17 protein-coding genes are annotated in these 19,750 nt (G+C 64.9%); all 17 read right to left on the bottom strand.

Annotation, left to right across the window (positions count from 1 at the left end):
- Positions 1-73: 73 nt before the first annotated feature.
- Positions 74-1,519, bottom strand: coding sequence for a metalloprotease TldD (gene tldD / locus ABD847_RS16790; RefSeq protein WP_345015133.1), 1,446 nt, complete (start codon positions 1,517-1,519; stop codon positions 74-76).
- Positions 1,510-2,340 carry a carbon-nitrogen hydrolase family protein gene (locus ABD847_RS16785; protein WP_345015131.1) on the bottom strand — a complete coding sequence of 277 codons (831 nt, stop codon included), beginning with the start codon at positions 2,338-2,340 and terminating at the stop codon, positions 1,510-1,512. Before ABD847_RS16785 ends, tldD begins: the two co-directional genes overlap by 10 nt.
- A 2-nt stretch (positions 2,341-2,342) precedes the next feature.
- Positions 2,343-6,152 (bottom strand): YhdP family protein, encoded by a 3,810-nt coding sequence (locus tag ABD847_RS16780; RefSeq protein WP_345015129.1) that lies wholly within the window; start codon positions 6,150-6,152, stop codon positions 2,343-2,345.
- Positions 6,153-7,622: a ribonuclease G gene (gene rng, locus ABD847_RS16775; protein WP_345015127.1), complete on the bottom strand. Its 1,470-nt coding sequence runs from the start codon at positions 7,620-7,622 to the stop codon at positions 6,153-6,155.
- Positions 7,623-7,640: 18 nt separating this feature from the next.
- Positions 7,641-8,228, bottom strand: a complete 588-nt coding sequence (locus ABD847_RS16770) for a Maf family protein (RefSeq protein ID WP_345015125.1) — start codon at positions 8,226-8,228, stop codon at positions 7,641-7,643.
- A gap of 4 nt (positions 8,229-8,232) precedes the next feature.
- Positions 8,233-8,718, bottom strand: a complete 486-nt coding sequence (gene mreD / locus ABD847_RS16765) for a rod shape-determining protein MreD (protein WP_345015123.1) — start codon at positions 8,716-8,718, stop codon at positions 8,233-8,235.
- Positions 8,715-9,617, bottom strand: coding sequence for a rod shape-determining protein MreC (gene mreC, locus ABD847_RS16760; protein WP_345015121.1), 903 nt, complete (start codon positions 9,615-9,617; stop codon positions 8,715-8,717). Before mreC ends, mreD begins: the two co-directional genes overlap by 4 nt.
- A 45-nt stretch (positions 9,618-9,662) precedes the next feature.
- The gene (locus ABD847_RS16755) at positions 9,663-10,706 is read right to left on the bottom strand and encodes a rod shape-determining protein (RefSeq protein ID WP_345015119.1); all 1,044 of its coding nucleotides are present in this window, start codon (positions 10,704-10,706) and stop codon (positions 9,663-9,665) included.
- A gap of 123 nt (positions 10,707-10,829) precedes the next feature.
- A complete protein-coding gene (locus tag ABD847_RS16750) occupies positions 10,830-14,534 on the bottom strand; it encodes a DUF6701 domain-containing protein (protein ID WP_345015117.1) in 3,705 nt (1,234 codons plus the stop codon).
- Positions 14,531-14,959: a hypothetical protein gene (locus tag ABD847_RS16745; RefSeq protein WP_345015114.1), complete on the bottom strand. Its 429-nt coding sequence runs from the start codon at positions 14,957-14,959 to the stop codon at positions 14,531-14,533. Before ABD847_RS16745 ends, ABD847_RS16750 begins: the two co-directional genes overlap by 4 nt.
- Positions 14,949-15,761: a prepilin-type N-terminal cleavage/methylation domain-containing protein gene (locus ABD847_RS16740; RefSeq protein ID WP_345015112.1), complete on the bottom strand. Its 813-nt coding sequence runs from the start codon at positions 15,759-15,761 to the stop codon at positions 14,949-14,951. Before ABD847_RS16740 ends, ABD847_RS16745 begins: the two co-directional genes overlap by 11 nt.
- The gene (locus ABD847_RS16735; protein WP_345015109.1) at positions 15,761-16,351 is read right to left on the bottom strand and encodes a type IV pilus modification PilV family protein; all 591 of its coding nucleotides are present in this window, start codon (positions 16,349-16,351) and stop codon (positions 15,761-15,763) included. Before ABD847_RS16735 ends, ABD847_RS16740 begins: the two co-directional genes overlap by 1 nt.
- Complete coding sequence (locus ABD847_RS16730; protein ID WP_345015107.1) at positions 16,341-16,832, bottom strand: prepilin-type N-terminal cleavage/methylation domain-containing protein; 492 nt, start codon at positions 16,830-16,832, stop codon at positions 16,341-16,343. Before ABD847_RS16730 ends, ABD847_RS16735 begins: the two co-directional genes overlap by 11 nt.
- Positions 16,833-16,907: 75 nt before the next feature.
- Positions 16,908-17,363 carry a prepilin-type N-terminal cleavage/methylation domain-containing protein gene (locus ABD847_RS16725; protein WP_345015105.1) on the bottom strand — a complete coding sequence of 152 codons (456 nt, stop codon included), beginning with the start codon at positions 17,361-17,363 and terminating at the stop codon, positions 16,908-16,910.
- A gap of 31 nt (positions 17,364-17,394) precedes the next feature.
- The gene (locus tag ABD847_RS16720; protein ID WP_345015103.1) at positions 17,395-18,021 is read right to left on the bottom strand and encodes a pilus assembly FimT family protein; all 627 of its coding nucleotides are present in this window, start codon (positions 18,019-18,021) and stop codon (positions 17,395-17,397) included.
- Positions 18,022-18,051: 30 nt separating this feature from the next.
- Positions 18,052-18,528, bottom strand: coding sequence for a hypothetical protein (locus ABD847_RS16715; RefSeq protein ID WP_345015101.1), 477 nt, complete (start codon positions 18,526-18,528; stop codon positions 18,052-18,054).
- Positions 18,528-19,748, bottom strand: coding sequence for a type II secretion system F family protein (locus ABD847_RS16710; protein WP_345015099.1), 1,221 nt, complete (start codon positions 19,746-19,748; stop codon positions 18,528-18,530). Before ABD847_RS16710 ends, ABD847_RS16715 begins: the two co-directional genes overlap by 1 nt.
- Positions 19,749-19,750 lie beyond the last annotated feature (2 nt).

The raw sequence follows: 19,750 nt of genomic DNA, 5'->3' as shown, positions 1-19,750 counted from the left end.
CTCATGCCAGTCTGGACTACCTGCCCCCAATCAGTCGTCTTCAATCCGTGAACAACCTGGTGGGTTTACACATCTAGCGGGTACCGCCCACCGTCAGGCTGTCGAGCTTGAGGGTCGGCTGACCCACCCCGACGGGCACGCTCTGACCATCCTTGCCGCAGACGCCGACCCCGGCATCCAGCGCCAGATCCCGGCCCACCATGGAGACCTGGCCCATGGCCTCGGGACCGTTGCCGATCAGGGTGGCGCCCTTGATGGGGGTGGTGATCTTGCCGTTTTCGATGAGGTAGGCCTCGGAGACGGAGAAGACGAACTTGCCGGAGGTGATGTCCACCTGGCCGCCGCCGAAGTTGGGGGCATAGATGCCCTGCTTGACCGAGGCGATGATCTCCTCGGGATCATACTCCCCGGCCAGCATGTAGGTATTGGTCATGCGCGGCATGGGCAGGTGGGCATAGGACTCCCGCCGCCCGTTGCCGGTCGGTGCCATGCCCATCAGGCGGGCGTTGAGCTTGTCCTGGATATAGCCCTTGAGGATGCCGTTTTCGATCAGCACGTTGTACTGCCCCGGCGTACCCTCGTCGTCTATGGTGACGGAGCCGCGGCGCCCCGCCAGGCTGCCATCATCCACTATGGTGCAGTGCTTGGAAGCCACCTGCTGACCCAGCTTGCCGGCAAAGGCCGAGGAGCCCTTGCGATTGAAGTCCCCCTCCAGGCCATGGCCCACCGCCTCGTGCAGCAGCACGCCGGGCCAGCCGGCCCCCAGCACCACCGGCATGGCGCCGGCCGGGGCGTCCACCGCTTCCAGGTTCACCAGGGCCTGACGCACCGCCTCCCGCACGTAACCCAGGGCGCGGATCTCCTCCCCCACAGGGTCGAAGAAGTAGTCATAGCCGAAGCGACCGCCACCGCCGCTGGAGCCCCGCTCGCGGCGGCCGTTGCGCTCCGCCAGCACGGTGCAGTTGAGCCGCACCAGGGGACGGATATCCGCCGCCAGCGTGCCGTCTGTGGCCGCCACCAGCACCTCCTCGTAGACGCCGGAGAGGGAGACGATGACCTGGCTGACCGCCGGATCCAGGCTGCGGGCGAACTTGTCCATCTGCTCCAGCAGGGCAATCTTCTGCTGCTTGTCCAGGGTCCCCAGGGGATCCGTGGTGCAGTACAGCTGCTTGGGCTGGCGGGGTTGCCAGATCTGGATCTGCCCTTCCCCACCGGCGTTGGCGATGCCCCGGGCGGCGATGACCGACTGGCTCAGGGCGTGCAGGGAGAGCTCGTCGGAATAGGCAAAGCCGGTCTTCTCGCCGCTGATGGCCCGCACCCCCACCCCTTGATCTATGTTGTAGCTGCCATCCTTGACGATGCCGTCTTCCAGCATCCAGGACTCGTGATAGCTGCTCTGAAAATAGAGGTCGCCAAAGTCCACCCTGTGCTGCATCAACTGACGCAGCAGGCGGGCCAGGATGGCCTCATCCAGTTCATGGGGTAACAGCAGGCTCTCGGTGACGTTCTTCAGCAGCATGACTCATCTCTTTGGCCCGGCAGCAGGCGGGCATGTTGCAGGACCGGCATCCGGCGGCGGATATCGGCCAACTGATCCAACGGCAGATCGGCCACGACCTGCCCCACTCCCTCGGCGCGACACGCCAGCAACTGGCCCCAGCCATCCAGGATCAGGCTGTGGCCCCAGGTGTGGCGATCACCGCCGTGATGGCCCCACTGATTGGCGGCCAGCACCAGACACTGATTCTCGATGGCCCGGGCCTGCAACAGCGGCAACCAGTGGGCCTGCCCCGTCACCTGGGTGAAGGCGGCCGGCACCAGCAGGATATCGGCACCCGCCTGACGCAGGTGGCGATACAGCTCGGGGAAGCGCACATCGTAACAGATAGACAAGCCAAGACCACCAAAGGGCGAGGACACCACCACAGGCTCACTGCCGGCGCTGAAGCTGTCGGACTCCCGATAGCGACCATGGCCATCCGGCACATCCACGTCGAACAGGTGGATCTTGTGGTAGTGGCCGCGCCGCACGCCCTGGTCATCAAACACCAGGCTGCTGGTGTAGGGGCGCGGGCAGTCGCTTTGAATGGGCATGGCGCCCATCACCAGCCAGATGCCAAACTCCCGCGCCCACTGGGCCAGCTGGGCCTGGACAGGGCCCTCGCCGAGGGGTTCGGCCAGGGCCGCATAATCGGCGGGCCGCCCCAAACAGGCGGCGTTTTCCGGCAACAGCACCAGGCAGGGCCGTTGGGGAGGCAAGGCCGCCAGCTGGGCGGCAATCGCCGCCCGGTTGGTGGGCCAGTCAGCCCCGGAGGTCAATTGGATGGCAACCAGTTTCATGTTCAGCGACTCCCTCCGGTACGCACCGGGCTCAGTGTCTTCTGTTTGCGCTCCAGCTCCTTCACCACCGGATCCCGCCAGGGACCGCTCACCTGGTATTTCACCTGAGTGATGGAGTCGATCACCGGCTCCAGCAAGGTGGAGAGGGCCAGCACGTAAACCCCGGCGATGGGGGTGGCGGTCACCGCCGCCGCCGCCGCTAGGCCGCCGCTGATCTGGGGCGCGAACTGGATCTGATAATCCAGGGTTTCGGCCACCAGATCCAGCTTGCCTTGGCCGGTCAGCTCGCCGGCACTGCTCTTGAGGCGGAAATCCTGATTACGCATCACCCCCTGGTTGATCACCGCCGAAGAGTGAATGCTGTCGAAGGCGAAGCCTTGCTGGAACACATCCCGAAAATCCAGGTTGATCCGCTTGAGCAGGGCGGATAGGGAGAGCACCGACAGCAGCCGCGCCCCCGTGCTGTCCACCTGTTTGAGCACCCCGGCGCCGGTCTGCAGGCTCAACTTGCCGTCCAGATGGGCAAAGTCCAGGGAGTAGAGCGGGCCGGGCCAGCGTAACGACAGGCTGCCGGTGGCCGGGGCTCCCTGCAAACCACTGGCGATCCCCAGGCTCTGATCCAGGGTGGCCAGACTGTCGGTCTTCAGATCCGCCGCCAGGGTCACCTCGGCATGCTGATCATCGGCCCACCAATGCCCTCGACCGGTGAAGCGGCTGCCAGGTTCCGGTTGCCAATTGAGATCCCGCAAATCCACCCCCTTGTCACTGGGTTTGATCTCGCCGGAGAAACGCCCCAGGGCCAGATCCCCATACTGGCAATCCAGGCAGCGCAACCGTACCCAGGGAAGCTGGCGGATCCAGGCCTGCTGCTGGGCGGGGGTCGGACTCGGCTCAGGCTCCACATCCGCCTGCTCGCCTTGCGGCCAACGCAGCTGGGTCAGCTCCAGCTCCCAGGGCTGATCGGCCTGGTGCGGACGGCGCAGCTGGCCGGTCAGCTCATCACTGCTCAGCTGGCCCAGCAGATCCTGGCCACTGTGCTGCAGCTTGACCCCCACATCGTGGAAATAGTGCCGGCCCACCAGCAGGCTGTCGGTACGCAGCCGCACCAGCCGGGGCGAGGGCAGGCCACGCTGATCCGGCAGGGTGCCGGACAGCCCGGAGAGCAAGGCAACCCAGGGTGACAGCTCAAGCTCGGGCCAGGCCAGGGTCAGCTCCAGCGGTGCCGTGCCCTCCTTGGCCAGGGCGCGCCCCTGCTCGTTGGACAGCGCCAGACGCCGCAGCGCGGCCTGCTCGTCCCACTTGGCCTCCAGCAGCAGATCCTCGTTCAGGTTGGCCAACAGCTGACTGCCCTCCTGATTGCCCCGGGCCGCCAGGCGCAACGGCCAGGTGAGCTCGGCCGCCTTGCGATAGGGCGCCGGCAGTGTCAGGGTCAGGCCCTGCAGATCGCTGTTCAGGCTGGCCTTGTAGTCATAGGTCTCACCCTTGAGGGTCAGATCCAGCTGACCCGCCCATTGGAACTGGCCGCTGAGCCGTTGTCGCAGGCTCTCGGCCAGGGGTAATTGCTGACCCAGCCACTGACCCTGGGCGCTCAGCTGCACGCCGTAGCCATCCCGGCCATCGGGTCCCAGGGGATGGCCCTGGTAGTTCAGGCGCAGTGGCTGCCCCCACAAGCTGGCCTGCAACTGGTCAAAGCGGGTGTGGGTGTCGTTGAACAGCAGGGTGCCGGTGGCCCCCTCCAGGGTCAGGCCGCCGTAGCGCACCCGGTTGTTGGCCAGCGTCACCTGACCGCTAACCTGGGGCATGGCATGGGCCAGCGGGATGGCCAGCTGCAGCGCCGCCTGTACCGGCCCCTCCACCTGGATCTGGGTCAAGGCCTCCCCCACGGTATCGGCCAGCGGTGAGCGCTTGAGATAGTCCCGCACCGCACTGCCCTGGCCTTGCACATCGGCATTGATGAAGAAGGATTGCCCCGGCCACAGATGGGGAAACAGGGCATCCAGCCGGGTGATCGCCACCTGGCCCAGGCTGCCCTGCTGACTGGCCAGCTGCAGGCTGTCGTTCTGGAACAGCATGTCCAGCTGCAGATCCCGGATGGGCAGCCAATCGGGCTGGAAGGCAAACTCGGCCTGTTGCAGGGGCACGGCCACCTGGAAGACACCGCTGCCGTCGTGGAAGGGGAAGTGAGCGGGTGCCCCATCCCACAACAGGCGCGCCCCCTGCACCCGGCCGCCCTGGATGGCCGCCTTGAGGTAGGCCACCAGCTCCTGGCCCATGGCCGGCACCGGATAGTAACGCCAGGCCTGACCGGCATCCGCCAGATCCAGCCCCAGATCCAGGTGCAGTACGGGAGATTGCCCTGGCAGCAGATCCAGTGCCCCCTGGCCGTTGGCCGTCAAGGGGCCGCTGCCAAGATCCAGATCGGCGAACGCCAGACGCCAGCCGTCACCGAGTCGGCTCAGCTCACCGGCCAATTGCAGGCGAGTCAGCGGCAGGGGCGCCAGAAAGTTATCGCCGACCGGCAGGGTCTGGGCCGGGGCCGTCAGGGAGAAACGGGCCTGCTCCCCGTTGGCGGCAAAGCCCAGCTCCACCCCTTGCGCCCCGGGCATGGCCGCCCATTGCTGCCACTGCAGCTGGCTGATGCGGCCACTGAACCACCAGGGCTCCCCCGCTTCCTGGGACAAGGTCAGATCCGTCAACCGGCCATTGGGCGCCAGGCCGGCCAGGGCACGGCCCAGGCCACTGTCGGCCGGTAACCACTGACTCAATAAGGGCCGCAGGGCCCCCAGCTCAATGTCATCCAGCCGGCCCTGCAGTCGCTCGCCGACCTTGTCCAGCTGGGCCTGCCAGGGATGCCAGTCGGCCTGGTGATGCACCTGAATGTCCCGGGTGGCCAGCTGCCAGCCATCCGCCAGCCGCAGCCATTGCAGCAGGCCGCCGCGCACCGCCAGCTGTTGTGGTCGCTCCTGTTGCCGCCAGGCCAGCTGGTTCTCGCCCAGCTTCACCAGCAGCGACTGCCACTGACCGGCTTGGCGAGTCAGCCAGAGGGAAAGATCCAGCTGTGCCTGCACCTCGGCCGGCTGGTTGAGTAACAGGCGCGACAGCAGGCCGGCATCCTGCAGCTGGGAGCTCAGATAGAGCTGGCCGGCCAGCTGCGCCGGCGCGGAGGCAGGCCCGGTGAAGTCGGCTTGCAAGCGCAGGCGGTTATGGGTGCCGCCCTCCTGCAACACCAGCTCGCCATCGCCCCAGTGACGGTCGCCCTGGTTGCGCCAGCGCAGCTGCGGAACGGCCAGCCGCGCCAGCGGGGTCAACTTGCCCTGCCATTGCAGCTGCCCCTGACGCAGGGAAAAGGCGGAGAAGCCCCCCAACAGGCGTTGCAGCAGCGGCGCGATATCCGTGGTACTGGCGACCTGGCCAGAGAGCTCCTGTTGCAGCCTGGCGCTCCAGTGCTGGCTGGCCAGGGTCAGCCGCGGCCGCACCAGCTCCAGCTCCCCCAGCACCCACTGGCGCTGCAGCAGGCTCTGCCACAGATCCAGGTGCAGGTAGGCAGAGTCCAGCTGCAGCTGCCAGCTGGCTTGCGGCTGCCCCAGCTGCAGATCCTCCAGGGCCAGGGTGGGACCATAACGGGTCCAGGCCAGGGTCAGGCCGCCCACCTGAGCCGGCTGACCGCTGGCCTGCTGGAGCCAGGACTGCATCAGATCGCGCTGGTTGTGCAGGTAAGGCAGGCCGAAGCGAGCCCAACTGATGAGCAGGGCCAGCAACAGGCTGCTGATCCCCAGCACGCACCACAGGTGGGAGGCGAGGCGGCGCAGCACTTACATCATCACCACATCGAACTGTTCCTGGCTGTAGAGGGGTTCGGCCTGCACCTTGACCTCCTTGCCAATGAACACTTCCAGCTCGGCCAGGCTGTGGGACTCCTCCACGTGCAGGGCTTCGGCCACCGCCAGGGAGGCGTAGACCACGAAGCGGTCGGCGTCGTAGGCGCGGTTGACCCGCAGCACCTCCCGCAGAATTTCGAAACAGACCGACTCCACCGTCTTGACCCGACCGCGCCCCTTGCACTCGGGACACTCGGCGCACAGCACATGCTCCAGGCTCTCCCGGGTACGCTTGCGGGTCATCTCTACCAGGCCCAACTGAGAGAAGCCGTTGACGCTGGTCTTGGCTCTGTCCTTGGCCAGTGCCTGTTCCAGGCTCTGCAATACCCGCCGGCGATGGTCATCGGACTGCATGTCGATGAAGTCGATGATGATGATGCCCCCCAGATTGCGCAGTCGCAGCTGACGGGCAATGGCGGCGGTAGCCTCCAGGTTGGTGTTGAAGATGGTCTCTTCCAGATTGCGGTGGCCGACGAAGGCGCCGGTGTTGATGTCCACCGTGGTCATGGCCTCGGTCTGGTCGATGATGAGGTAGCCGCCGGACTTGAGCTCCACCTTGCGCTCCAGGGCGCGCTGGATCTCGTTCTCCACGTCATACATGTCGAAGATGGGCGACTCGCCGGAGTAGTAGTCCAGCTTGGGATTGAGCTCGGGGACAAACTCCTCGGTGAACTGCTTGAGCTGCTCGAAGGTCAGCCGGGAGTCCACCCGGATCCGATCCAGCTCGGTACCGACGAAGTCCCGCAGGATGCGAAACGCCAGGCTCAGATCCTCGTACAGCACGCTGCAGGGCTTGTACTTGCCCCGGCGCTCCAGCACCTTGCGCCACAGGCGCTTCAAGAAGACGGTGTCCTGCTCCAGTTCCCGCTCCCCCACCCCTTCGGCGGCGGTGCGGATGATGAAGCCCCCCAACTCGTCCACATGGCGGGAGACGATGTTCTTCAGCCGCTCCCGCTCCTCTTCGGACTCGATGCGCTGGGAGACCCCCACGTGGGCGCTGCCCGGCATGAACACCAGGTAACGGGACGGCAGTGTGATGTCGGTGGTGAGGCGGGCGCCCTTGGTGCTGATGGGATCTTTCACCACCTGCACCATGATGTCCTGGCCCTGGCGTACCAGCTCGGCGATGTTGCGGGCCTGGAAGTGATGCTTCTCCTGCACATCCACACATTCGGTGTGGGGCACTATGTCCGAGGCGTGCAGGAAGGCGGCCTTGTCCATGCCGATGTCCACGAAGGCGGCCTGCATGCCCGGCAGCACCCGGCTGATCTTGCCCTTGTAGATGTTGCCGACGATGCCGCGCTTGGCCTGGCGCTCTATGTGCACCTCCTGCAGCATGCCGTGATCCACCAGGGCGACCCGGGTTTCGGAAGGGGTGACGTTGACCAGCAATTCTGTGGACATGGATCCTAATCCTGCTTCTTAGCCTGCCTGCTGTTGCAGCAGGTCCTGCAACAGTTCATCGGTTTCCAGCAGGGGCAGCCCCACCACGGCGCTGTAACTGCCTTCGATGCGTTTGACGAACTTACCGGCCCGCCCCTGAATACCATAGGCACCCGCTTTGTCGCAGGGTTCCCCAGTACTCCAATAATCCTGCATCTCGGCCTCGGATACTGTCCGGAAGGTCACATCCGTACAGACTAGCCGCAGCGCCATCCCTTGCGGGCTGGCCAGGGCCACGGCGGTCATCACCACATGAGTCTGGCCCGACAGGGCCGTCAGCATGGCCAGGGCATCGGCCTTGTCCTTGGGCTTCTCCAGCACCCGCTCCCCCAGCACCACTATGGTATCGGCCCCCAGCACGGCGCCATGACCGCCACAGGCATGCAGGCCCGCCGCCGCCTTCTGCCGAGCCAGGCGCTGCACATAGTCCACCGGCGCCTCGCCGGCTTCCCGCACCTCGGGGACCTGCACGCTGATCACCTCAAAGTGATAGCCCAGCTGGGTCAACAGCTCGCGACGACGGGGAGAGGCGGAGGCCAGATAGAGGGGAACAGCAAGATGCACCATGGGATCACCGAATATGATAACGACGCCGGATCCGGCGCAGGGTCAGGTAGACCCAGGGCCAGACCAGGCAGGTGGTCAGGGAAGTCCAGAACAGCCGGTAGTGCAGGAAGGCCACCGAAAACAGGTGTTCCGCCCAGAAGATCACCAGCTGTCCCAGCAGGGAGACGCAGCCCATCACCAGGGCCTGCTGCCAGACGGAAAAGTTGCGGATCTTCTGGAACTGGCTGGCCACCACATAGGCCATGATGGCCAACGCCAGGGCGCGCACGCCGAGGGTGCTGCCCAGCAGCATGTCCAGCAGCAGGCCCGCCAGCCAGGCGCTGCCCACGTTGACCCTGTGGGGCAAGGCCAGCACCCAGTAGATCACCACCAGCATCACCCAGTCGGGGCGGAAGCTATCCAGCGCCGGCGGCAGGGGTATGATGGCCAGCACCATGGCCACCAGTATGGTCAGGTAGATGGAGCCTTTGCCGTGTCCAGTGACCGTCATGGTGCGCCCTCCGTGGTGGTGGCGGCCGAGGCGGTAGCCATGGCCGCAGACGGCGCCGCCAGTATGGGCTGCTTACCCTGATCCGCCGGCCACAACAGCAACAGATAGCGCAGCCGATCCAGCTCCGCCAGGGGCTTGGCCTTCACCTCGGCGAAGGGCTTGCCCTCTTCGTAGGCGAAACGGGTGATGCGGGCCACCGGGTAGCCCATGGGGAAGCGCCCCCCCAGCCCGGAGGTGACCAGCAGATCCCCCTCCTGCAGATCGGCGTTGCGGGTGATGTTCTTGAGCTCCAGCTCGTCAATGCTGCCGGTCCCGCTGGCGATGGCGCGGATGTCGTTGCGGGCGATGCGCACCGGCAGGGCATGGCTGGCATCCGTGATCAGCAGCACCCGGCTGGTGGTCTTGCCGACGCTCAGCACCTGGCCCACCACCCCTTGATCGTTGAGCACCGGCTGGCCGTCGTAGACGCCATTGAGGGTGCCCTTGTCGATCACCACCTGATGAACGAAGGGATCCGAGTCCACCGCCAGTATCTGGGCCACCATCTTGCGGGCATCCAGGTTGATCGGCGAGCCCAGCAGCTGATGCAACCGCTGGTTTTCCTGGGTGAGCTGCTGCAGGCGCAACAGCTCACCGCGCACCAGAAACAGCTGCTGTTGCAGCTGATCGTTCTCATCCATCAGGCTTTCACGGCTGCGCAGCTGGGTACGCACGCCGCCCACCAGCTGCTTGGGCAGGTTGGCCAGGTAGATGAGCGGGCTGACCAGGGAATTCATGTAGACCCGGCTGGAGTCGAACAGGTGAAAGCGGGCATCGGCCACGATGCAGGCGACCGAGACCAGAACGGTAAAAAAGAGTCTCAGCTGGAGAGACGGGCCACGGCCAAACAGGGGCTTCATCAAGACACCAATAGCAGACCGGCCCTCGACGGGCCGGTCATGCGCTTATTCGTAGTGGAACAGGTCGCCACCGTGCATGTCGATGAGCTCCAAGGCTCGACCGCCACCACGGGCCACACAGGTGAGGGGATCCTCGGCCACCACCACGGGGATGCCGGTCTCTTCCATCAGCAGACGATCCAGATCCCGCAGCAGGGCACCACCGCCGGTGAGCACCATGCCCTTCTCGGAGATGTCGGAGGCCAGCTCGGGCGGCGATTGTTCCAGGGCCACCATGACGGCGCTGACGATACCGGTGAGGGGCTCTTGCAGGGCCTCCAGGATCTCGTTGGAGTTGAGGGTGAAGCTGCGGGGTACCCCTTCGGCCAGGTTACGACCGCGCACCTCGATCTCACGCACCTCGTCGCCGGGATAGGCGGAGCCGATCTCGTGCTTGATGCGCTCGGCGGTGGCTTCACCGATCAGGCTGCCGTAGTTGCGACGCACATAGCTGATGATGGCTTCGTCGAACTTGTCACCGCCGATCCGCACGGAGGAGGAGTAGACCACGCCGTTGAGGGAGATGATGGCCACCTCTGTGGTGCCGCCGCCGATGTCCACCACCATGGAGCCGGTGGCTTCGGAGACCGGCAGGCCGGCACCGATGGCGGCGGCCATGGGTTCGTCGATCAGATAGACCTCACGGGCGCCGGCGCCCTGGGCGGACTCCTTGATGGCCCGCCGTTCCACCTGGGTGGAACCACAGGGTACACACACCAGCACGCGGGGGCTGGGGCGCAGGAAATTGTTCTCGTGCACCTGCTTGATGAAGTGCTGCAGCATCTTCTCGGTGACGGAAAAGTCGGCGATCACCCCGTCTTTCATGGGACGGATGGCGGCGATATTGCCGGGGGTACGCCCCAGCATCAGCTTGGCCGCGTGGCCCACCGCCGCAACGGACTTGGCACTGCCGCCCCGCTCCTGGCGGATGGCGACCACAGAGGGCTCGTTCAACACAATGCCTTTACCCTTCACGTAGATCAGGGTGTTGGCGGTACCCAAATCGATCGACAGATCGTTGGAAAAAAGACCTCTGAGTTTTTTGAACATGGTTGCGGGGGATCCTGGAAAGTGGAAGTGCGAAAAACCGGCTCACTTTACCAACCCCGGCTCGATAGGGCAAGCCAGGCGGGACGCCGCCTGGGCTTGGCATGTCGGTTTCGTGACACCCCGTCAGGGGGTGGTGATCTCCCGCCGATAAATGACCCGTTCGTGTCCTCTGTACAGACCGAAGGCCGCCTTGGCCGGCGCAAAGCCGCTCAAGGCGCCGCTGGTCCAGACATGCTGCCACCACAGGGGCAGGCTCTGGGCCGTCACCGGCACATGGCCCTCGCCGCCGGGGGCGGCAAACAGCAGCGGCAGACGACCGGCCACCGCCGTCAGTTGGTTTTGCGGCGTCACGGCCGTGGTGGCACCCTCGCTGTTATCCGCCAGCGGCACCGCCGACCAGTTGGCCGGCGCCAGGTCGTTGAGTCGCAGATCCGCCGCCGGCAAGACGGAACAGCTGTCGTCCTCGGCGGTGACAAAGCGGCTGCCGCTCCAATACTGCAGGTACAGCGGCAGGGTCAGATCCGCACTGGGGGCGCCATAGACGCTGGTGGCCAGCAGGCGACCATAGCGGGTCTGGGGTGCCGTGGGGTTCAGGGTCAGGGTGCCTGACTGCCGGACCCCGTCGCTGTCCACCAGGTCCGCCAGGGTCAGTTCCAGCGCCGGGGTAAAGGGCGCCACCAGGGCCCGGGTGGCGGCGCTGGCATCGGACTTGTCATAGGCCAGGGTACTGGCCTCGCTCCAGCTGAAGGTGGGCAGGCCCGGGCTGGCGGCACTGCTGCCGGCGAGGGTCCAGCTGCCGGATTGCCAGCCCAGCCGCACCGCCAGGCTGCCGCCATCGCTGGCCGTATTGCTGCTGGCCACGCTCCAGTTGTCGGCATCCGGGTAGGCGTCATCGGCCGCCACCTTGGCAAAGTTACCCAGGTAGTTGTTGATCCGGTTGCCGCTGCGGTTGAGCCCATAGACATCAAACTGGCTGGCCAGCCCGGCGGCATAGGTCAGGGACTGCCCCAGGTAGCTGAAGCCGGCACTGCCCCCCGTCGCCTCGCAAGTCTGCTCCAGCACCCCCTGCCGTTGGGCCACCGCCAGCAACGCCACCGGGATGAAACGCCCCACGGCATCGCTGTATTGCTGACTTTCCGGCAGGCTCGCCATGGGCACCGGCAGGCTGCCACTCTGGTAGCCGGCATAGGGGACGAAGCTGGGCACCCGGTAACGGTACACCCCCACATCCGCCATGGCGGTGGTGAGATCCAGGGTGCCGCTGGCCAGGCTCAGGGTGCTGCTGGGCTGGGCCGGTGCACTGCCCTGGCTGGGCGCCAGCAGCTGGTGCTGCCAGGAGAGGGCGCCGCTGGCCACCTGGCCGCTGCTGCCGGTGGCAAAGTTGGGGGTGACGACGAAACTGCCGCCACGCCAGTAGCCGGCCTGAGCCCGCAGGGTGAAGGGGCTGTCCACCGCGGTAAAGGCGTCACAGGCCGCCAAGGCCGCATCCGTGCTGCCGCTGCACGTCGGCGCACTGGGCACGCTCAGGCGGATGACCTGGGGCAGCACCACGAAACTATCCGCGCCGGTGAGGGTCAGGGTGCCATCGTCTGTCTCGAAGTTGCTGGTGGCGGTCAGCCCCATGACACCGGCATCCGGGTAATCCAGGCTCAGGCTGGCCACCCCGCTGGCATCGAAACTCAGGTTCCGGCTGCTACTGCTGGCCAGGGACACATCATTGATGCTGAGGCTGCGGCTGCCGGTGCTGGGATAGCTGTACTGCTGGGCAAAGGTCACTGGCACCGTCTGGTTCTGTAGCAGCGGCAAACAGACTGGGCTGCTGCCACCACTGCTCTTGACCGCCTGCAGGCTGACGCTGCCACTGCCGGCACCGGCGTAAAAATCCGGTACATCGAATTGATAGGCCACGTCCACGAAGCTCAGGCTGCAGCTGGCATCCAGCACCCCGTCCTTGTAGCAGCGCAGTCCGTTGCTGGCGCTGGGCGAGGCATCCGTGATCCCCAGGATGACTGTTTCAGCGATATTGTGGCTGAGGGTCACCGAGCTGCTGCCGGTGAAGCTGGGGGAGCCGTCACTCCAACCGGCACTGGGAGACAGGGTCACCTCGCTGACGTTGTTTGACAGGGTGCAGGCCTCATCGCTGCAGGCCTTGACCGTCACCGCCGCTGGCTCACAGGTCAGGGAACTGGCGGGATAGTGCAGCTCATAGTGATGCACACTGCTGCTGGTACATTCACCGGCACTGATATCCGCATAATCCTTCCAGTTCCGGGCATCGATCACCCCGGAACCATTGATCTGCAGGCGGTCCCCCACCGTCACAGGCCCCACTATGCTGCCGTTGACCGACACTGTGCCCTTGTCGCTATACAAACCGGCGGTGAGGGTGCCGTTGTTGATGGTGACCTGATCGTAGGCGATGACCACCACCCGCTGGCCACTGCCAAGGCTGGTGGGCAGGGACTTATTCAGGGTCATGTTGGCCTTGATATATAACAACAAGTCACCACTGCCGCTGAGGGTCAGCTGACCATTGTTCATCTGCAGGTTGCGGATCCAATACTCGCCAGGGGCTATGGTCACCTTGCCATCGATGTTCAGGCTGTCGATGGTCACCGGAAACTGGCTGGGGGCCAGATTCAACTTACCGCTACTGTTGACCTGGATGCTGCCGTACTGCGAGCCGGTCAGGGTCTGGCTGCCATCGACGTTAATATTGCTACCCGAAGTGGAGGGAAAGGTCGCCAGGCTCAGGGGCTCCACATATTCATAGCGCCGCTGACAACTGTTGCTGGAGTCAGGACAGTAGTAGCGGTTCGAGTTACCACCTATGGTGGGGAAGCGGATCACATCCCCTTGTTGGGCGTAGATGGTGCCATCGCTGTAGAGGCTGCCGCCCGCCTGTTTGCTCTGTACCGGCCCGGTAAAGGGGGAGCAAATGGACGTCGAGGCGGTGGTCACCGCCACCCACTGCAGGGTCACCTGATCCCAACTGATATCATCCTGATCCCGGCCCGCCGTGGTCGAGCCATATTGATCTGCCGTGCTAACCGTCAGCACATAGCTGCCGGCTGCCAGGGTCAACGCAGGACTCCAACTAGGGTTACCATCGCCGGTAAAATAGCCGGAGGCCAGCACAGTGCTGCTGCCGCTGGCCGTCAGCTTCCAGGCTGAGATCTTGCTGAAGGCCCAGTCCCGCAAGCGGTAGAACTGTAGACTGGCGAGTGTGCTCTTCTGGCTCAGCGTGATGCTGTAGCTGACCTGACTGCCGCTGGGGAAGTCCGGATACCACCGGTCCTGACCACTTTGTTCGCTGCTGTCGCCGATATGCTGCCGCGCCGTCAGGTGCTGGTAGGTGCTACTGCCCCCCAGCAGGGTGATGGAGGAGAAGGAAAAATCATCCCAGTCAGAACAACTGGCGTTGAAACGCGTGTGCTGACTACCGGAATAGCACTGTCCCCAGACCGCCAGCCGATACTCCCCCGCGGGCAGGGTCTGGCTAAACGAGAAGCTGGCCGGACTGCTGTCGCTGGCCTGACTGTTCACCACCAGGTTGCCGCTGCTGTCCCAGATCACCAGACTGGCGCCGGCCTCCAGCCCTGAGGCCCCGGCTAAGGTCGCGCCGGTCAGACTCACCGCCTGACTGAGGGTCAGATGCAGGGGATAGACGGGCACATAGCTGCCGTTGCTGGTGGTCAGCAATTGAGTAGGAGACAACGCCGTTGTGCTGTTGTCTCCCAGGGTATAGGCGCCCTCCAGCAGAATATCCGCCCGCACACTCAGCGTTAGCAGTAAACAGCAGAGGGCGCCGATCCAGCCCAGTCTCATAACCTCACCTCACTACTGCTCTGCCGGGTCACCTGCAGCTGGGCATTGCCGCACTGGCCCTGAGTCTGCAGCCAGTAATATTCCAGTGGACTACCGTCCTCATCCGTCAGGCTCTGGTGGCGGCAGGACCAGCTTAAGGTACAGCCGGACAGACCGGTCTCGTCCACCGTTTGGCTGCCGCTGGCGGAGTCCGCCTGCCCACTGGCGCAGACCCCTTGCCGCAGCACCACATACAGCCGCTGATCCATGCCGGACTGGGCCAATGACTGGGCCCGCACCGACAGCACCTCGTAGGCCAGACTGTCGCTGGCATTGCCCAGCAAGCGGGTGAGGGCCACCGCCAGCAGGCCCAGGATCACCATGACCGCCAGGGCGATCACCAGCATGCTGCCGCGCTGGCGGCTTACGCGTCCATCAGGGCACATGGTTCACCTGCAATCGTCGATTGAGCAGCAAGGCATTGCCGTCGTTCAGGGTCAGGGAGAGCACCACATCCAGCTGGGTGTTGGCCTGCAGTGAGGGGGCCTCCAGGGCAAAACCACTGGCCGCCCCCAGATCCTGCGCCATCAAGACACCGCCGGACGGTGCCCCCAGGCTCCAGTCCCAGCCCCAGTCATAATCGGCATAGCGGTACAGGGCACTCCCCTGCCGGCACCAGGCCACGGGGCCGCTGCCCAGCACCAGATAACGGCGCCCGCTGGAGTCCCGCACCAAGGGGCGGGAGAGGCTGACGCTGGCCAGGGGATCCGTGTCCGGATCGCTGGGCAGGGTCACGCTGGTGAGGGTGGCCAGGCTGCCGCTGGCCGCCGTCAGGCTGGACTGGTAAAGCTCCGCCGAACTCAGGGTATCCACCGACAGCCGACGCCCCACCTGCAGGGCCGCCGCCGTACTGTCCTGAAAGTCAGCCCCCGACACCAGGCTCAGGCTGCTGCGGCCCGCCACCCAGCCCAGGTAGCCGCCGGCACCCCGCAGGGGTACATATTCCACACAGGCCGCCAGGCTGCCGCTGCCGTCGTGCAGCCGCAGGCTCATGGGATGGGCATCCGCCAGCTCACGGGCCAACCGCTCCAGCACGAAGCGCCCCTCCGCCAGCCGCCGTTGCTGCTCGGCACTGTCGCGGTACAGCAGGGTGCCGGTCCCCAGAAACTGGCTCACCAGCATGGAGACGATGCCCAACACCACGATCACCACCACCAGCTCGATCAGGGTAAACCCGCGTTGCCTCATCAGTAGTTACTCCGATAGCCGGTGAAGGGCAGCGCCTCGCCGCTGGGGGTGGTGACCGTCACCTGATAGCGCTTGGCCAGATCCGTGCGCCCGCTGCCGCCCAGCCATTGGGGGGCATTGCTGAGGCAGGAGGTGAGGCTGAAGTGGGCATACAGGGTGGGATCCAGGCCACGCAGGCTAGCATAGGTATCGCCACTGATGGCGCTGCCCCCCTGGCTGGGGCAATAGGCATTGAAGTCATCCACATCGTTGAACTGATCGTGGCTCTCACCATCGGGACCATAATCGGCTGGATCCGTGCAGTCGCCGCTGCTCTCTTCCAGCTCGGTGAGGAGGATGGCACCACAGTAGCGGTAACGGTTGTTGCTGGTCAGGCCGCTGCGATCGCTGTGCTCATCGAAGCTGCGGCCGGCGATTTCTCCCAGCAGGGCCTGGGCCAGCTCGGCGGCACGCACCTGATACAGGGGCTCGCGCTGCTGACTCACCAGGGGCGCCAGGACGCCGGTGATCATGACCAGGGCCAGGGCCAGCAACACCATGCCCACCACCAGCTCCAGCAGGGTAAAGCCCTGGTTGCCTCTAGCAGACATGGATATACCCCTGGGTCTCGATGCACAGTTTCAGGCTGCTCTCGCCCTGAATGCCAATCACCAGCTGGCTGGCATAGGCAGTCCCGCTGACATCCAGCGGGCGGCCCCAGTAGTCAAAACTCAGCTGCGCGGGCGCCGACAGGGTCACAGTCGATACCGCCTCCTCGGCACGGATCCCCAGGGAGGGGCTGGCATAGGCCTCCCCCACACTGGGCAGGCTGGCATCACAATGGGTCTGACTGGGCTCCCGGCGGGGAATGCCGAAGCGGTGGGGCTCGAACAGCAATGTGCTGCACTGGCTGGCCCGGGACATGGCCATCAGCTGGGCCTGCTGCAACAGGGCGGCCAGGCGATCCCGGTAGATCACCTCGTCAAAGCCGCCCCGGGTGAGAAAGCGCGGCAGTACCGTCACCGCCAGCAGCCCCACCAGCACCAGCACAGTCACCAGCTCCACCAGGGTAAAGCCCCTTGCTCGTCCCATGTGTCCCCTTAAATAAAACGGGGTGCGGCGTTCACCGCCCGCACCCCGTGCCAATCCAACTGTTCTGGTTGGCTATCAGCAGCCAGTTTGTACCGTGATGGTTGGACGAGCGCCAGATGCATCAGGTGCGGCATAGGTCACGCTACAGGTGGATTCGGAACCTGAGACCCCGTCAGGGTAGGCATACACACCACCACTGGCAACCTCGCCCCAAGCCCAATCATTACTGCTCAGATCCAATACGGCCGTCAGCGCAGCACTGGTGGCAGCCGGGTAGCCATACACAGTTGCCACAGAGGCATTATTGATAGTCACGCTGGAGTTAGAAGCGTTTTCCACACCGTTGATCACGGCCTTGGAGTAGACCAGGGAAGAGGCGCTCTCCATGGCAGCCTTCAAACCACTCAGGGTGGACTCACGGGCATCGCTCTGCAGATTGATAAACTTGGGCGCGGCGGTGACCGCCAGGATCCCCAGAATGATGATGACGATAACCAGCTCGATCAGGGTGAAACCTGCACTTCTTTTCATAACGTATTTACCTTGTGTCTGTGCTTGCGACTTAGTTGATATGGGTAGCCACCTGACCGCTGGCCGGGCGGTAACTGAAACTCTTGTAGGCATCGGTCCGATTATTGGGATCCACGTAACTGCCTGCTTGATCCTTGCCCAGGCTCATCACCAGATAATAACGGCAGTAGGAGTCGTTACCGTCTGTCTGTGCGGAAACATAATACTGAATGTCTTCGCTGCTAGATGTGACATTACTAAAATTTGCGGTGGCCGCCGGGGGATTTTGCAATAAACCGTTCCACAGATTCAAGCAGCGCTGGGCAGTCAGCTCACCGGGATTGCTGGAGGGGCTGCCACTCTCGGCGGTATCTACCGGATAGCCGGGCGACAGGGTGCCGGCCTCCAGCTCGGCCTGGGTCGGGGTGGTGAGGTACAGGCGGGTCCCGTCGTACAGAACACTGTTCATGCTATCGACCGTGCCGCGGCCCTGGGCCTCCCACTGGGCGCGGGCCATCATGACGCCGGAGGAGAAACCGCCGCTCATGCCCTGCACGCTGGCATTTTGCGCCTCCTCGGTCACGTCGAGAAACCGTGGCAAGGCGGTGACGGCCAAGATCCCCAGCACCACTATGACGATGGTCAGCTCGATAAGCGAAAAGCCCCGAGACTTGTACATAGCACCTTCTCCCAGATTGATTAGTTCTGTTTATTCCACACCCGCCGCCAACACCAGGGCCGCTCCGCCCTGGGTGTCATAGCTCAGCTGCCAGTTGGCCAGGCGGTAATGACAACGCTGGCTCCAGGGGGTCCATTCCACCTTGACCGGCTCCCGCCCCACCTGCAGGGGCTCCGCCAGCAGCGCGGTCCACAGGGAGGCACAGGCGGCCTCACCCGGCTCATTCACCTCATGCCCCAGCAGCCAGCCCCCCGGGCTCAGCAGCCAGGTCTCCCCGCCCTGTTGCAGGCGAGCCGGTCGTCCGGCCTCCAGCCAGCGCTGGCGCCACCAGGCCACCCGCTCCATCCACTGTTGCGCCCGCACCTTGAGGGCCGCCTGCTGCACCTCGCCCCTGTGCTCCGATACGGACCCCAGCAACACGAAGACAAACAGCAGTATCAAGATCCCCACCATCAACAGGTGGAAGACACTCAGCAGCCGGGCGTCGGCATCGGTCTGACGACTCATCAGCCCCCCTTGATGGCCCGCATCATGTCCCACATGGGGGTGAAGATGCCCAGGGCCAGGACCAGCACCATGCCGGCGACGATCACCAGCAGGATGGGCTCGATACGGGCGGTGAGGCTCTTGAGATCATAATCCACCTCCCGCTCGTAATACTCCGCCGCCTCCTGCAGCAGCACATCCACCTGCCCCGTCTCCTCCCCCACGGCGAACATCTGCATCACCAGCGGGGTAAACAGGCCGCTGTGGCCGGCGTTACGCAGCAGGCTCTCGCCCCGCTCCACCCCGGTTTTCATCTCCCGCACCTTGCCGGCCACGAAGTGGTTGTCCACCGCCTCGGCCACCATGCCCAATGCGCTGTTGAGCGGCACGCCGGCCCGCAGCATCATGGCAAAACTGCGGCAAAACCGGGCCAGCAAGGAGCGCTCTATGATGCTGCCGACGATGGGCAGCTTCAGCTGATAGCCATGCCAGCGCAGCGCCCCCTTGGGGCTGCCGATCCAGCGCAGCCAGGCCACCACCAGGGCGATCACCCCCAACCCCATCAGCCACCAGTAGTGGACGAAGAAGTGGGAGGTGGCCAGCAGCACCCGGGTGGCCCAGGGCAGCTGGGCGCCAAACTTGGCGAAGATGCCGGCAAAGGTGGGGATGACGAAGATATTGAGGATCACCATGGCCACGGCGATGGCCAGCAGCACGAAGCTGGGATAGCGGATGGCCGCCTTGATGCGCTTGCGGGTCTCCAGCTCCAGCTCGAAGTAGTTGGCCAGTTGCAGGAAGGACTCCTCCAGCTGCCCTGTGTTCTCCCCCACGTGGATCAGGGCGACAAACAGGCTGTTGAACACCTTGGGGTGGGCCTGCATGGCCTGGGAGAGCGGCCGGCCGTTGCCCAGCTCCTCCTCCAAGGCTACCAGGGCACGGCGCAGCGCCTTGCCGTGGGCCGATTCCGCCAGGCCGTGGATGGCCCGCATGATGGGAATGCCGGCCTTGGTCAGGGCGTACATCTGGCGGGTGAACATCACGAGCTCCGGCAGGTCGATCTTCGACTCCCACAGCTGTTGCCAGTCGATGGCCTGGCCCCGGCTGCGACCGGCCTTGAGGGCGGTGGGCAGTATGCCCCGGCGCAGCAGCTGCTCGGCGGCCGCCTGCTCGTTGGCCGCCTCCAGCTGACCGCTCACCGCCTGCCCCTCCCGGGTGCGGCCCTGATAGTCAAACACCGCCACCG

It is taken from the genome of Pseudaeromonas paramecii (assembly GCF_039540575.1).
In the GTDB taxonomy this organism is placed as follows: Bacteria; Pseudomonadota; Gammaproteobacteria; order Enterobacterales; family Aeromonadaceae; genus Pseudaeromonas; species Pseudaeromonas paramecii.
This window is presented reverse-complemented; position numbering and strand designations above follow the sequence as displayed.

Excerpts from the sequence above, each read along its gene's own strand:
- ABD847_RS16755 (WP_345015119.1), bottom strand. The coding sequence starts at position 10,706 with ATGTTCAAAAAACTCAGAGGTCTTTTTTCCAACGATCTGTCGATCGAT.
- mreD (WP_345015123.1), bottom strand. The coding sequence starts at position 8,718 with ATGACGGTCACTGGACACGGCAAAGGCTCCATCTACCTGACCATACTG.
- ABD847_RS16730 (WP_345015107.1), bottom strand. The coding sequence starts at position 16,832 with ATGGGACGAGCAAGGGGCTTTACCCTGGTGGAGCTGGTGACTGTGCTG.
- ABD847_RS16740 (WP_345015112.1), bottom strand. The coding sequence starts at position 15,761 with ATGAGGCAACGCGGGTTTACCCTGATCGAGCTGGTGGTGGTGATCGTG.
- ABD847_RS16750 (WP_345015117.1), bottom strand. The coding sequence starts at position 14,534 with ATGAGACTGGGCTGGATCGGCGCCCTCTGCTGTTTACTGCTAACGCTG.
- ABD847_RS16735 (WP_345015109.1), bottom strand. The coding sequence starts at position 16,351 with ATGTCTGCTAGAGGCAACCAGGGCTTTACCCTGCTGGAGCTGGTGGTG.
- ABD847_RS16745 (WP_345015114.1), bottom strand. The coding sequence starts at position 14,959 with ATGTGCCCTGATGGACGCGTAAGCCGCCAGCGCGGCAGCATGCTGGTG.
- ABD847_RS16770 (WP_345015125.1), bottom strand. The coding sequence starts at position 8,228 with ATGGTGCATCTTGCTGTTCCCCTCTATCTGGCCTCCGCCTCTCCCCGT.
- ABD847_RS16715 (WP_345015101.1), bottom strand. The coding sequence starts at position 18,528 with ATGAGTCGTCAGACCGATGCCGACGCCCGGCTGCTGAGTGTCTTCCAC.
- tldD (WP_345015133.1), bottom strand. The coding sequence starts at position 1,519 with ATGCTGCTGAAGAACGTCACCGAGAGCCTGCTGTTACCCCATGAACTG.
- ABD847_RS16720 (WP_345015103.1), bottom strand. The coding sequence starts at position 18,021 with ATGTACAAGTCTCGGGGCTTTTCGCTTATCGAGCTGACCATCGTCATA.
- ABD847_RS16785 (WP_345015131.1), bottom strand. The coding sequence starts at position 2,340 with ATGAAACTGGTTGCCATCCAATTGACCTCCGGGGCTGACTGGCCCACC.
- mreC (WP_345015121.1), bottom strand. The coding sequence starts at position 9,617 with ATGAAGCCCCTGTTTGGCCGTGGCCCGTCTCTCCAGCTGAGACTCTTT.
- rng (WP_345015127.1), bottom strand. The coding sequence starts at position 7,622 with ATGTCCACAGAATTGCTGGTCAACGTCACCCCTTCCGAAACCCGGGTC.
- ABD847_RS16725 (WP_345015105.1), bottom strand. The coding sequence starts at position 17,363 with ATGAAAAGAAGTGCAGGTTTCACCCTGATCGAGCTGGTTATCGTCATC.